Source organism: Bradyrhizobium sp. PMVTL-01, from assembly GCF_051861855.1.
In the GTDB taxonomy this organism is placed as follows: Bacteria; Pseudomonadota; Alphaproteobacteria; order Rhizobiales; family Xanthobacteraceae; genus Bradyrhizobium.
In genome coordinates this window covers 3,261,889-3,275,519 of sequence record NZ_CP193982.1, presented here as the reverse complement: position 1 = coordinate 3,275,519, position 13,631 = coordinate 3,261,889, and the positions used below count along the sequence as shown (strand labels likewise).

The window sequence follows — 13,631 nt, the reverse complement described above, 5'->3', positions numbered from 1 at the left end:
GGAGCCCTTGCGACGGTCGCGGTAGGGACGCTCATTGCTGGGCGCCCCCCGCACAGATCCGTACGTGCGGCTTTCCCGCATACGGCTCCCACCTCGGGTGAGTAGCGGTGAAGCGTGTTCGGGGCCAAGGATGGAGGATTTGTGGCTTGGGGAGCAAGTCGGAGGCAAGCCGCGCGACCCGCTGCCACGTGGTCCCGTCAATCTGGCTGCGGCGCCGAAGCATCCGCCTCCATTGTTCGGTGACGAAGTAGCGGAAGGCGCTGAGCGCTCGGCTGTTGGTCGGTACCGCGTGGTAGTTGAAGTACCCGGTAACGACCTGCCGCAGCCATTTGCCCTGTTCGAGCACCGACTGGTGCATACGCCGTCGCATTCCCTGCTTCACGGCTTGCAGTTTCGCCCGCATGCGGTCTTTGCGAGACTTGCGCCTGATCTGGAACTTGCCTTGCTTGGATCGGCTGCAGATGAAGGTGAAGCCGAGGAAGTTGAAGGTCTCCGGCTTGCCGAGCCCGCGCCGCCTGCGGTTGTCCTCCGCATGACGTCCGAACTCGATCAGCCGGGTTTTCTCAGGGTGCAGTGACAGCGCGAACTCCTGCAGCCGTTTGCGCAATTCTTCGAGGAAGTGCCGGGCCTCATTCTCATGCTCGAAGCCGACGATGAAGTCGTCAGCGTAGCGCACGATGATCATGTCACCCGCGGCCTCGCGCCGTCTGAAGCGTTCGGCCCACAGATCGAGGGCATAGTGCAGGTAGATGTTGGCAAGCAGCGGCGAGATCACCGCCCCTTGTGCCGTCCCCTGTTCGCTGACCCTGACCGTTCCTTCTTCGAGAACACCCGCCTTGAGCCATTTGCGGATCAGACGGATGATACGCTGGTCGCCGGTCCGATGTTCGACGAAGCGGATGAGCCATTCCTGGTCCACCATGTCGAAGAACGAGCGGATATCGGCGTCAACAATGAAGTTCACCCGCCGGCTCTCGATTCCGACCAGCAGCGCATCCATCGCATCGTGCGCGCTGCGCCCGGGCCGGAACCCATACGAGAACCCGAGGAAGTCCTCCTCGTAGATCGCGTTGAGCACCGTAGCGGTTGCCCGCTGAACGATCTTGTCCTCGAGGGACGCAATCGCCAGCGGTCGCTGCCGCCCATCCTGCTTCGGGATATGGACCCGCCGCGACGGCTGCGGCCGGTACGCTCCCCGGTGAACACGAGCATGCAGGTCCTCAAGATTGGCCTTGAGGTCTTGCTCGTAGTCCCGCCACATCATTCCGTCCACACCCGGCGCGGCATGCTTCTTCAGCGCGAAGAACTCCGCCTCGAGCAGTTCAGGCGTGATGTGGTGAAGCAGCGCAGTGAACCTCTCCTTCTTCCTTTCCCTTGCAGTTCGCCGTATGCGTTCCAACGCCTGTGTCACGCTTGTCCGGCTCGGCGTCCGGGGCGTGCTTTGCTGGTCCGCATTCCCCTTGGTCGCGGCCCTTCGCTCCACCAACTCCTCCGCGGATCGCTCCGCTTCGTTCGCAGGCTTCGACGCTACTACGGCCGCGTCCGACTTCCCGCATCCGTTCGTCATCGGCTTTGGCTCCTCGCCTTCCCGATGCGGACCTTGGGGGCATGTTGCCATCGGTCAGATGCGGGACCTCCCAGGTTCCGACGCGGTCCTTTGCTGCGTGATGGGGTCTTCGACCACGGCAGAGCGTCAGCGCCTCGCATAACGGCGCCGCACATGTTGCCTTCGACGTTGCTTACCGGCTCGGCCTCTGCGAGTTTCTGTCTTTCGCGGCTCAATAGCCCACCCCACAGCATCGTTGTGTACGCTTCGCAGCCGCCGTTGCCGACGGCCACGCAACACTCACTACCGGGCGCTCGCTACCGCTTACCCGGACCGGACTTCCACCGGTTGGACCACGCCAGCTTGCCTGGCGCACAAGCAATCCAGAGTGCCTCTGCGGAAAGATTCTGGATTGCTTCGCTGCGCTCGCAATGACGGCGTATCTGGCAACGTTACCGGCCGCGCCTCGCGCGGGACCCCTACCCCTTCACGTCTCGTAACTAGCGATAGCCTCCCGATCTCTCCTCGTCATTGCGAGGAGCCCTTGCGACGAAGCAATCCAGAGTGCCTCTGCGGAAAGATTCTGGATTGCTTCGCTGCGCTCGCAATGACGGCGTATCTGGCAACGTTACCGGCCGTGCCTCGCGCGGGACCCCTACCCCTTCACGTCTCGTAACTAGCGATAACCTCCCGCTCTCTCCTCGTCATTGCGAGGCGCCCTTGCGACGAAGCAATCCAGAGTGCCTCTGCGGAAAGATTCTGGATTGCTTCGCTGCGCTCGCAATGACGGCGTATCTGGCAACGTTACCGGCCGCGCCTCGCGCGGGACCCCTACCCCTTCACGTCTCGTAACTAGCGATAACCTCCCGCTCTCTCCTCGTCATTGCGAGGAGCCCTTGCGACGAAGCAATCCAGAGTGCCTCTGCGGAAAGATTCTGGATTGCTTCGCTGCGCTCGCAATGACGGCGTATCTGGCAACGTTACCGGCCGCGCCTCGCGCGGGACCCCTACCCCTTCACGTCTCGTAACTAGCGATAACCTCCCCTCTCTCCTCGTCATTGCGAGGAGCCCTTGCGACGAAGCAATCCAGAGTGCCTCTGCGGAAAGATTCTGGATTGCTTCGCTGCGCTCGCAATGACGGCGTATCTGGCAACGTTACCGGCCGCGCCTCGCGCGGGACCCCTACCCCTTCACGTCATACTGCTTGCTGAGATGGTCGCCGATCTGGACCAGCATGGCGACGCTTTCGGGGAAGCCGGGCTGGTCACGCGTCTCCTGATCGGCGTCCGCGCGGAACTCCCAGCTGTCGCCGTCGCGAACGATGGAGATGGCGAAGCCGTCCGGGCCATCGATATGGGCCTTCAATTCGGCCCGCGCCATGGCGATGAGTTCGGCTTCGGTCTTGGCAGGCTTGCTCATTTCGTCCCTCTCCAGGCATGAAGACGTGCAGGTTGCCGTCTCGCGCGGCAGCTGTCGAGAGGTCTGGTGGTAGCAGGGTTCCTACCGCATCATCTTGATCTGCCGCACGGCGGGGATCGTCGGCAGCGAGCCGGTATGGTCGCTCTCGTCCCTGGCGTGCGGCGAGGCCGGTGCGCGGGCGGTGGCGTCGGGGAAGCGCTGCTTCATCTCGCGCAGGAAGCCGTCGAGCGTATCGACGCTGGCGGCGAGCTTGGCGATCTCGGCGAATTCGGCGCTGGAGGCCGCAGCCGGCTTGCTCGCGATGTCGAAGGCGAGACGATCGGCGCTCTCGCTCATCAGCGGCGCGTATTTCTCGCGGAAGCGCGACAGACCGATCGAGTCGTCGGCGAGCGCGTAGCCGACGGCGGCGCGGATGATGTCGCTCTTCTCCACCGCGTTGAGCGGCTTGAAATCGCGAAAACGCTCTCCATAGTAGAGCTCGATCTGCTCGGCGGACTCGCGCCACCGCCGCGCCGCCCAGAAGATGTCGGAGCGCAGGCGGAGCACCTCGCGCCCGGAAACGTTGGAGACTATGTCGAGCGCGAGATCGTGACGGCCGACATCGCTCTGCGCGCGCGCTTCCAGCAGCAGGCGCTGCTGCCTGAGCTCGCCGGAGAGATCGCTGATGCGGCTTGCGCGCAGCGCCGAGATCGCCTTGTCGGGCCTGCGGTTGGCGAGATAGATCATGGACAGGCGCGCGGCGACCTGGGCGCGGGCGGCGCCTTCGAGGCGGTGGTCGACCTGGTACTGCAAGAGCTCGGCGGCCTGGTCGAGCAGGTCGATCGAGGCGAGACGGTCGGCGAGACGCCGGATCAGCTCGTCGCCGCGGCGGCCGATCGGCGTCAGCTCGCGAAACTCGTAGAACATGCCGAGCGCTTCGACCACAGGCAGGTCGTCGCCCTTGGGCCCCAGGAAGATCTGCGTGAACAGCTCGGAAGCGAGGTCCTGCGCCTGGCGCGAGGCTTCGGCGTTCGGCTGCAGCCTCGTCGCGGTGCGCGCCGCCGTGAGCGCGTCACGGTAGCGCCCGTTCGCGGCATACAGCTGCGACAGCATCTGCAGCGTCTTGACCTCGATCCCATCGCCGCGCCAGGTCATCGACAGCGTCTCGAGCTCGCGCAGCGCGTCTTCCTTGCCGATCTCGTCGCGCTTCTGGCGCAGCGCGACCTCGAGCTGCTTGGCTTCGGCCGCAGCCAGACGATCGTTCGAGCCGACCGCGAACTTGTAGTCGTCGAGCGCATCCTTGTCGTGGCCGAGCGCCTCGGCGAGCCGGCCGCGCAACACCGCAAAACCGGGCGCCGCCTCGGGCGAGACCCCGACGACCTCGAGCTCGCTGCGGCGCTTGGAGGCGCCGGCATAGTCCTTCACCTCGAGCGAAGCGCGCATCGCGTCCATCGTCACGATGCGCTGGATGTCCAGCGGCAGCGAGGCGATGGCGAATTCGACGTTCTTGAACTTCTCGCGCGCGTCCGCCCATTTGCCTTGGCGCGCATAAGCAAGCGCCTTCCAGAGCTGGGAATCATGGCTGTTGCCGATGACGGGATTGGCGAGGTCCTTCAGGCCCTGGGCCGGCCGGCCGATCAGGATGCTCGCGATCGCGTGCATGATAAGGGCGCCGCTCTCCTCCTTGTTGAGCGGATCGGCCAGCATCAATTCGGTCACGGCCTTGGCTTCGTGATACATCGCGCGGGACATGTAGAACTGCGCGAGGTCGAGCCGTGGCAGCGAGCGCTGCGTCGGATCGACCGCGGAGATCGCCATGACCAGATCGCTCTGCCGCGTCCAGAAATTCTCCGACTGCCCCTTGCGCCAGCCTTCCGGGCTGAAGATCGGGCGCACCGCGGTCGGCGCGCGCTCGGCGGAGATGTCGACCGGCGACAGCGTCAGCCCGCCCTTCTTGCCGAGGATGACCTTGTCGGACCCGACCTCGACGCCGATCTCGTCGGAGTTCGGCCGGATCGCGATGCCGTGCGCGGACTCCAGCAGCGAGAGATCGACGAGGTCCTGCCGCTTGATGAAGCCGCGCACCGGCCGTTGTGCGGTGACGATGTAGAGCGTGTCACCGGCATCGGGGTCGGTCAGCTTGTGCAGCTGGCCGGGATTGGCAAGGGGGACTGCGATGTTGGCGAGCGCGGGATCGGTGATGTTGCGCGACATCATCAGCGGCAGCGGCGTCGCCTGGATCTTGTCGGCGAGCGTCAGCAGCCAGTTGGTCTCCTTGCCGACCTCCTCGCTCGTCAGCGAGTAGACCAGCGGCCGGGTGAGACGGATGCGCACCGCCTGTCCCTTGTCGAGTGGCAGGCGTCCGACTTCGCCGATCATCGCGCCGCCCTTGGTGCGGATCGCTTCGAGGTCGATCGGCTTCGGCGTATCGAACACGAGCCAGATGGTATCGCCGCGACGGAACGCCGCCGCAGGGGTCGAAACCTGCAACGGGAACGTCACCCGCAGGCCATCGCTGTCGCGGCGCGCATCGACGCTGGCGACAGCGGCCTGCGGCGCCGGCGCCTCGGCCTTCGAGGCTTCTTTGGCAACTTCCTTGACCGGCTCCTTCGCCGCTTCCTTCTCGACCTCTTTGGGCGCCTCGACGGTTGCAGGCATGGCCGGAGCTTCGGCGACAGGCGCGGGCTTCGGAACTTCCTTGGGCGCTTCCCCCGCGTGGGCAGCCTCAGCCGGGGGCGTCGGCTTCGGTGCGTCGGCGACCGGCATTGCGGCCGGCACTTCCGGCCTCACGTCGATCTTGGCCTCGCGCGCGATCGTCTCCGATGTCGGCGGCGTAATCTCGCGGCGAACCTCCTTCGACTTCTCGGCCGCCGGCTTTTCCGGCGCAGGCGCCGGCGCGTGGCCCGCTGGCATGGCCTGCGCGATCGCTGCCTCCGGCGTCATGGCCGTCTTGCCCCTGTCCGGCTGGAAGGAGATGTCGACAACGTAGTTCTTGTCGTCGCGGAAGGAGTGCACGTCGGAATCGCCGATCAACGCGATCTCGACGCTGGTCTGGTCGATATCGGCCTTCTGCTTGATCGAGGCGACGTTCGGCGGCGCGGCGACGATGGCGTCCGCCAGGTCGAAATTGAGATTGGCGTTGAACATCAGCGTGAGCTTCTGCTCGTTGAGCACGGAGGACACGCCGACGCCGTCAGGCATCTCGAACACGAAGCGCACGAAGGTCGGCTGCACCGAGGCGCGGACGCGGATCTGCGGTCGCTTCTTGGTCTCGGCCGCGGCGCGCTGGGCGCGCAGCGCCCGTTCCGCGAGACGCGCGCGCTCGGCGAGCTCTTTGACCACGTCCATGGGCAGGCTCGGCGGCGGCCCCTTCCAGCCCTCCGGCAGGAGGTCGATGAACGTACGCTCGCCGGCATTCATGGTGTTGACGGTGACGCGTCGCGCGAGCGACAGACGGATGGCGCCGCCGTCAGGGTCGCGGCGGGCGGAGTTGACGTAGTCGGGGGCGCCTTCCGGAACGCGGTCGACGGGGACGTCCACCGGACGATCGAAGCGGATGATGAGGATGGAGCCGGCCGTGGTCACCTCGGACGGAACATCCTCGCCGAGCTTGATGACGAGACGGGCAAAGCCGCCGCCGGCCGAGAAGCTCGCCTCGCCCCTGACGGCATCGGCCGCCCGGCCGGGCGCCGCGAGGCCGATCAGGAGGCAGGCTGCCAGTATCGGCGCCTTGCGGGCGTGACGCGACAATCCCCGCACCAACGCGCGGGCTCGCGACACAAATCCAGCGGCAGCCTCTCGCGCCATTTGCGGCATGTCTTCCGGTTCGGCGGTCCACGCCGGCGCTCAGGCCGGCCGATGCCCTCGAATGTAGGTTTTGCCAATTAAGGACTTCTTAACGCTATGCCTTTGATTTCACTTAGGGCCATGCGCTGTTTCCGGGACGCGATGCGCCGATCCGTTCCGGCTTTGATCCAAGGCAACCTCAACAACCACCAAGGAAAAATCCCATGACGGAACAACCTTTCGTCTCCGGCTCCTGCCGGGGCGAGAAGTGCTTTTGCGGCGCCGACTCCGAGCACAAGGTCGAGGAGACCATCTTCCACGACGACCCCCTTCCCCACCGGCATGGGTTGACCGCCTACCTCTGCCACGAACATTTCAGGATGGTCATGGGACCGGCTGCGGACCGCCGCCGGCGCGTGCCCGCTAGGCAGGAGAGCATGGGACCAGAGCAGCGGCGCTTCGCCGATGCGCTCCTTGCGCCGACCAAGATCGAGACCTAGCCCCCTTCCCAAGACCCTTTATATACGGCGGATGCTCCCGGACGATCCGCCCCTCACCCGCAAGGTCCACGACGACCCTCACCAAGAGGGTTGGGACGTCTATTACGGCGACATCCGGATCGGCCATATCGGCACCCGCGCGGGCGTGCCGACGCACGCTGACCGGTGGAGCTGGAGCCTCGGCTTCCACCCCGGGATGGACGGCAGGGTCGGCGGCAGCGGCATAGGCGCCAGCTTCGAGGAGTGCCGGGCCGCGTTCGAGCGCGCCTGGCTGAAGCTGAAGCCGACCCTCACAGCGGCGAACTATGAGCCGTGGCGGGATCAGCGCGACGCGACGGCTTGGAAGCATCGCATGTGGGCCGAGAAGCTGCTGATGCCCACGCAGACCCGCGACGGCCGCTCGCGCTGCTTCTGCGGCGCCGAGATCACGAACGCCACCATCCACCACCACGTCCGGAAGGCCCATCGGGGATTAGGCGCATGAAGCTGAAAGACGAACGGCCTTACGCGACGCCGGAAGCGGCTGCGCGCCGCCTGATGCAGATCTGTCGAGAGACGGCGCCGGTGCAGGACGGGAGGCTGTATATCGAGAAGATCAATCACCCCTTCCTGTTCCGCGACAACGGAACCGCTGCCGAGTACGGGGCGGGCCTTAAATGGCTAAAGGAACGCAAGATCATCGAAGTGCACGAGAGCGGAACATACCTCCGGATTCTCAACGATAGCGACTCGATTTTCGATTGAGCACCCCTACCTTGGACTCCGGCAAAGGAGTTCTGCGTATGCCCTCGCCTTCGCTTCTTCCGAATGACCGTCTGGATAGGGACTTCTACTTGGTGCTCGAGGACTTCCGGAGCGGCGCTGCATTTCGCGAAACCGACGAGGGGATCGACCACAACACGTTGATTAACGACCTGCTCTCCGGGCAATACGGCCAAGTGCTGCGCGTCGTCGCGTTCAATCCCGCCGAGGGCTGGTCCCGGGACGCCAGCGAGGATGTCGCTCGCGAGCTGGAGCGCCGTCTCGCCGCTGAGGAGCACGAGATTTCAGGCGGTCTCAAGGACTTCATAGAGGCACAGCTCGGCCGCAAGATCGGGGTGCAGCTGCCCCTGCCGCTCCAGAGATAGGGTTGCCGGAATGTCCAAGTCCGATCCGCTCAGGGGTCTGCCCGTCGAAGCGATGTCCTTGTTTATTGACATGTTCCGGTTCACGCGGGCCATCAATGATCTCCCCGGCAATGTCACCCCCTTTGGCACGATCATGCTGTCGGTGATCCTTCTTTACGACGTCGACGGACGCCCCATGACGGCCGACGATGTCGCGCTCTTCTTTGGAGACTCTCGAAAACAGGTGGACCGCGAGCTCAAGCGACTGATGAAGGTCGGCGTCATCGCGCTGGACGGTGACCGCTATCGCTACACACCGAAGCGCCCGCTGACTGAGGCCGAGGAGCGCGAGATGGACAACATCGCGCGCAGATTCGAGGCCCTTCCGGGCAGCGTCAAATCGAGGAAACCGGATCAGAGCAACTGAGGACTCGCATTTTGGCCGGCGCTGCATAGATGCCTGCCATGCTTCCCTTTGAATTTTGCAGGCCCACGGCCCGGAAGGCCGTGCCCGACGGCCCCGATTGGATTCACGAGATCAAGTATGACGGCTATCGCGGTCGTGTGATCCGCGAGGGCAAGGAGGTGCGCTTGCTCTCCAAAGCGGGATTGGATTGGACGTGGCGGTATCCGCAAATCGTCGAGGCCGCGCGGAAGATGAAGCAGAAGCAATTCATCATCGACGGCGAGATCGTCGTGCTCGATCTCCGCGGCATCTCTCAATTCGATTGGCTGCATTCCGGGCGCTACAACGAGGACGCCCAGCTCTACGCCTTCGACATCGTGGCGCTTGGCGGCGAAGACCTGCGGCCGCTGAAGCTCGACGAACGCAAGGACAAGCTGGCCAAGGTCCTGGAGCGCCGGCCCGAGGGCATCTTCGTGGCGTCCTACGAGCGGGGCGACTGGGGGCCGAAGCTTTTCCGAGCCGCCTGCGACATGGGACTTGAGGGGATCGTGTCCAAGCGCCGGGATCGGGGCTACCGGCCGCGGGTCTGCGACTGGTTCAAAGTCAAGAACCGCTCACACCCAGCTTTCAGGCGGGTCGCCGACCAACTCGGCTAGGAATGACCTATTGACATATGCACCACTCTGGTGCATATCCGGGCGACCGGTTCGCAGCCGGAGAGTCGTACCCGATCCCCACGGAGCCGACGGCCGTTTCGCAGACGGCTCCTCCCAAGGAGACCAAATGGACTTCCATCACTTCCGCGCGCCCGTTGAGGCGCGCTTCAATGCTATGACCAAGCTCGACCTGTTCTGCGTCGAGGTGCATGGCGACGAGCTGTGGGAACGCTATCTCGCGTCGTTCCCGCCCGGCAGCGACCCGATCTATCTGAAGCGCACCCAGCACGACTGCAACTGCTGCAAGAAGTTCATCCGCGACCTCGGCGGCGTGGTCGCGATCAAGGACGGCAAGCTCGTCACCATCTGGGACGTCGAGTGCCAGGAGCCGGCGTATCAGGCCGTCGCCGACGAAATGTCGGCGCTGGTGAAGTCGCGCGCGATCAAGGAGCCGTTCCTGCATTACGAGAAGCAGGTCGGCACCGAAAAGAGCCGCAAGCTCGTCGATGGCAAGACCGTCGAGACCTTCAGCCACTTCTACGCGCAGATCCCGTGGCGTCCGAACACCGGCAAGGTCTACTTCTGCGAAGGCAAGGACATTGCCACCACCCTCGGCAAGGCCCGCGACCTCCGCAACCTTTTCCTGCGCGGTCTGGAGACGTTGACACAGGATGCGCTCGACACCGTATTGGAGCTGATCGCCAACAAGTCGCTCTATCGCGGCGAGCAGTATGAGGCCGCGATCAAGGCATTCGTCGCCAAGAAGGCGGATTTCTTGGCGCTGTCAGATAGTCGGGAGCAGCAGCTCTACGCTTGGGCCAACTACGACAAGGTCCATCCGTCTGTCGCCGGCATCCGAAATACCGCCGTCGGCACGCTGCTGATCGACCTGTCGGAAGGGGTCGATCTGGAAGCTGCCGTTCGGAAGTTCGAGAGCTCGATCATGGCTCCGGCCAACTACAAGCGGCCCACGGCACTGGTGTCGCAAGCCATGGTCGACAAGGCGCGCGAAACCATCGCCCAGCTCGGATTGCTCGAGTCGATGGAGCGTCGACATGCGCGCCTCAGTGACGTCTCGATCGAGGACGTGCTGTGGGCAGACCGCAGCGCGCGCAAGGTCATGGGCGACGACATCTTCGACGGGGTCGCCACCAAGGTCCCTGCCAGCGTCAAGAGCCTCGACAAGGTCGAGACCATCGGCATCGAGGCCTTCCTGCGCGACATCCTTCCCAAGGCCGAGACGATCGAGGTGATGCTGGAGAACAAGCACACCTCCAACCTGATGAGCCTGATCGCGCCCAAGCACGCGAGCGCCAAGCCTCTCTTCAAATGGGGCAATGGCTTCTCGTGGACGTACAACGGCGAGGTCGCGGACTCGATCAAGGAGCGTGTCAAGCGCGCCGGCGGCAACATCACCGGCGACCTCTGCTGCCGCCTCGCGTGGTTCAACAATGATGACCTCGACTTCCACATGATCGAGCCCGGCAAGTTCGGGCGCCGCTACGAGATCATGTATACGAACCGTCGCTCCCTCTCGCCGGCCGGCGGCATGCTGGACGTCGACATGAACGGCGGCGACGGCCTGTCACCCACGCGCACGCCCGTGGAGAACATCTTCTACAAGGATCGGCGCACAATGACCGAAGGCGAGTACACGCTCTTCGTGCGCCAGTTCTCGCGCCGCGAGACCATCGACCCCGGCTTCGACGTCGAGATCGATTGGCTTGGCGAGGTGAAGACCTTTCATTACGCAAAGGCGGTGACGGGCGACGTCATGGTCGCGCGCATGCACTACAGCGCCGCGAAGGGCATCGAGATCATCGAGAGCCTGCCATCAACGCAGGCCTCCCGCGAGGTCTGGGGCCTGAAGACTCAGGACTTCCACCGCGTCTCGACCGTCATGCTGTCGCCGAACTACTGGGCGGAGGGAAACGGCACCGGCAACAAGCACTTCTTCTTCATGCTTGATGGTGCCCGCAACGAGGACCGCCCGCGCGGCTTCTTCAACGAGTTCTTGATCGATGAGCTCGCACCTCATCGGAAGGTTATCGAGATCGTCGGCTCCAAGGCAAAGGTGGAGACCACGGCCGATCAGCTCTCTGGATTGGGATTTTCCTCGACCCAGAGAAATGACCTCTTGGCGAGGGTCAAGGGTGGCATCAACCGCACCGTCCGCGTGACGTTCTGACAAGGAGACCAAAACTATGGAATTGAACCCGATCGAATACTGTCTGAAGCGCAAGCTGCGCTTCGCTTCCAACAAGGGGGCGAACGCGCTCGCCGTCGAGGACCTGTTCGACCTCCCCCTCACCTCCGATACCGGCAGGACCAACCTCAACGATATCGCCAAAGGCATCAATCGCACCCTGGCTGACGATGGCGAGAGCTTCGTGCCGTCGGAGACCAAGACCGCCAACCTTGAAGGCACCATGATGCTCGAAGCGGTCAAGCGCGTCATCGCGATCAAGGTGGCCGAGCGCACGGAGGCTGCTGCGGCGCGCGAGAAGGCAGCAAAGCGCGAGGAGCTGCTGGAGGCCCTGGCCGACGCCGAGCGCGGCGAGATGAAGAAGAAGACCCCGGACGAAATCCGGGCGATGCTCGCGGCGCTCTGACGCCGCGACGGTGCCTGTCACCCACTTCGTCGGCTTTCCGGACCTCGGCCACCGCTACCATAACGCGGTCCGAGTGTTCGGGAAGCCGGCCTTCCTCCACCGCTTCTGGGACCAGCGTGCCAAGCGCGAGATCGCTGAGGGCGACGTGGTCGTGTTCGCGGAGGGGGACGAACATCGGCCGGTCCGCAAGTGGAACGGCGACGATCAATTCTACACCCCCGACCTTCCGGAGCCCAAAGGCGAACTATGATCGCATTCCGCAAAGATACCACATTCCCCTATCTAGCTCTCGCGCGCCGAGCTGGCGTGCCCTACGCAACGGTGTTGCAGCGCTCCGATCAGCTAAGGCGGACGCAGCAGACCGAAATAGAGTTGATCCGCGGCGCTTCGACGCGAACGCCGTTGCTCACCGCCATTGTTGCAGTCATGGACGCCGAAGATGTGCGCCGTTGCCCTCGGCAACACGAAGCTAAGATGCTCGAAGATGTCATTGAAGGATATCTAGCTTGCTGCGGGGAGATTGCTCGCACCTTCGTAGAGGCAGCTGGACTACAAACCGAGCGACCGGAACCACATCAATCCTCTGCCGCGACCGGCGATGCAGTTCATTTTGGCAACATCCTGCGGGACGATGCGGCGCGGCTCCGGGCACGGGCCGATGCACTTGACCTGCCCGCTGAACCGCAGTCACCGCAACTGGCGGACGTGCTCGCCTCCTGCAAGATGGAACATACGGAGTTTGAGAAGTGGGCGGCTTCCAAGAAATACGACATGCACGAGCACCCGTTGCATTACCTTTTTATGGATCCAAAGACGAACGCTGCCCGGCAGGGCTGGAAGGCGGCGCTCCGTTACGTCTCATCCCACCTGACGCGCGATGAGGGCGCTTCGCTCAAGACGGGTGACTTCTATCTCGTACCGCGGGAGATCATCGATCAGTTCCAGGAGATCAACCCCAGCAACTATGGCCACGACGACGCCTGTGCCATCAACGCATGGGGCTGCGAGGTTGTAGCGAATGCAAAACCGGCTCCTCAGCTCTCAGTTGCCGACCCGTTGGCCGTTCCGGCGAATGGATGGGTTCACCTGAAGGCCAAGCGCGTGCTGTCGGTCGATCGAGGAGAAACCACAGTCCTTTGTGATCGCGGCATTCCAACCGAGCTGATGATCCTGGTAGGCGACGAGGCGCCGGCCGCCCCCATCGAGGTGAAGCGGTTCGATGGCGCTAAGTGTCCCTCCTACCCGGCTTGCACGGGCGGCTGCGGCTTGGGGTGCGCTCACGAGCTAGAACAGCAAAATAGCTAAGGCGACATCATGAAGAAACCTTTCACGTTAGACGAGGCTGCCGCGCTTTTATCGCTGCTTCCGTTCGTGCTCGGATTTCTGCTCATCCTTCAATACGGGATGGACAGGCCGAGCGCGCGGCCAACCGCGGATCAGCTCTATGGATGCACGATCCAACAGCAAGCACCGAACGGAGAATGTAAATGAAACTACTTACTGCACGCTACAAGAAATACGCAGCTTGGCCCGTGGTGATCTGGTGTCGCCTGATGGGGCATCGAGGACAGCCGCAGTGGGGCGCAAAGCGCTGTCTTCGTTGTGGAGACAGCCAATGATG

13 protein-coding genes are annotated in these 13,631 nt (G+C 63.8%); 10 read left to right on the top strand and 3 right to left on the bottom strand.

The window, feature by feature from the left end; translation table 11 throughout:
• Positions 1–31: 31 nt before the first annotated feature.
• The 3 genes from ltrA to ACRQ5Q_RS15390 all read right to left on the bottom strand — a co-directional run bounded on the left by ltrA (position 32) and on the right by ACRQ5Q_RS15390 (position 6,751).
• Positions 32–1,411: a group II intron reverse transcriptase/maturase gene (gene ltrA, locus ACRQ5Q_RS15400; RefSeq protein WP_439368145.1), complete on the bottom strand. Its 1,380-nt coding sequence runs from the start codon at positions 1,409–1,411 to the stop codon at positions 32–34.
• Between the two features lie 1,317 nt (positions 1,412–2,728).
• Positions 2,729–2,965 (bottom strand): hypothetical protein, encoded by a 237-nt coding sequence (locus tag ACRQ5Q_RS15395; protein ID WP_439369246.1) that lies wholly within the window; start codon positions 2,963–2,965, stop codon positions 2,729–2,731.
• An 81-nt stretch (positions 2,966–3,046) separates the two neighbouring features.
• Positions 3,047–6,751: a tetratricopeptide repeat protein gene (locus tag ACRQ5Q_RS15390; protein WP_439398794.1), complete on the bottom strand. Its 3,705-nt coding sequence runs from the start codon at positions 6,749–6,751 to the stop codon at positions 3,047–3,049.
• Positions 6,752–6,954: 203 nt separating this feature from the next.
• Here ACRQ5Q_RS15390 and ACRQ5Q_RS15385 point away from each other — a divergent pair, with 203 nt between their 5' ends.
• The 10 genes from ACRQ5Q_RS15385 (at position 6,955) to ACRQ5Q_RS15340 (ending at position 13,315) form a co-directional block, all read left to right on the top strand.
• Positions 6,955–7,230, top strand: a complete 276-nt coding sequence (locus ACRQ5Q_RS15385; protein ID WP_439398793.1) for a hypothetical protein — start codon at positions 6,955–6,957, stop codon at positions 7,228–7,230.
• Between the two features lie 31 nt (positions 7,231–7,261).
• The gene (locus ACRQ5Q_RS15380; protein ID WP_439398791.1) at positions 7,262–7,714 is read left to right on the top strand and encodes a hypothetical protein; all 453 of its coding nucleotides are present in this window, start codon (positions 7,262–7,264) and stop codon (positions 7,712–7,714) included.
• Positions 7,711–7,974 (top strand): hypothetical protein, encoded by a 264-nt coding sequence (locus ACRQ5Q_RS15375; protein ID WP_439398789.1) that lies wholly within the window; start codon positions 7,711–7,713, stop codon positions 7,972–7,974. Before ACRQ5Q_RS15380 ends, ACRQ5Q_RS15375 begins: the two co-directional genes overlap by 4 nt.
• 92 nt (positions 7,975–8,066) lie before the next feature.
• Positions 8,067–8,357 carry a hypothetical protein gene (locus ACRQ5Q_RS15370; protein ID WP_439399814.1) on the top strand — a complete coding sequence of 97 codons (291 nt, stop codon included), beginning with the start codon at positions 8,067–8,069 and terminating at the stop codon, positions 8,355–8,357.
• Between the two features lie 10 nt (positions 8,358–8,367).
• Positions 8,368–8,763 (top strand): hypothetical protein, encoded by a 396-nt coding sequence (locus tag ACRQ5Q_RS15365; RefSeq protein ID WP_439398787.1) that lies wholly within the window; start codon positions 8,368–8,370, stop codon positions 8,761–8,763.
• Positions 8,764–8,843: 80 nt separating this feature from the next.
• Positions 8,844–9,398 carry an ATP-dependent DNA ligase gene (locus ACRQ5Q_RS15360; protein WP_439398785.1) on the top strand — a complete coding sequence of 185 codons (555 nt, stop codon included), beginning with the start codon at positions 8,844–8,846 and terminating at the stop codon, positions 9,396–9,398.
• A 127-nt stretch (positions 9,399–9,525) separates the two neighbouring features.
• On the top strand, positions 9,526–11,586 hold the full coding sequence (locus ACRQ5Q_RS15355) for a hypothetical protein (RefSeq protein WP_439398783.1): 2,061 nt from the start codon (positions 9,526–9,528) through the stop codon (positions 11,584–11,586).
• Between the two features lie 16 nt (positions 11,587–11,602).
• Positions 11,603–12,010, top strand: coding sequence for a hypothetical protein (locus ACRQ5Q_RS15350; protein ID WP_439398782.1), 408 nt, complete (start codon positions 11,603–11,605; stop codon positions 12,008–12,010).
• A gap of 10 nt (positions 12,011–12,020) precedes the next feature.
• Positions 12,021–12,260, top strand: a complete 240-nt coding sequence (locus ACRQ5Q_RS15345) for a hypothetical protein (RefSeq protein WP_439398781.1) — start codon at positions 12,021–12,023, stop codon at positions 12,258–12,260.
• On the top strand, positions 12,257–13,315 hold the full coding sequence (locus tag ACRQ5Q_RS15340; protein WP_439398779.1) for a hypothetical protein: 1,059 nt from the start codon (positions 12,257–12,259) through the stop codon (positions 13,313–13,315). Before ACRQ5Q_RS15345 ends, ACRQ5Q_RS15340 begins: the two co-directional genes overlap by 4 nt.
• The last annotated feature ends 316 nt before the right edge of the window (positions 13,316–13,631 follow it).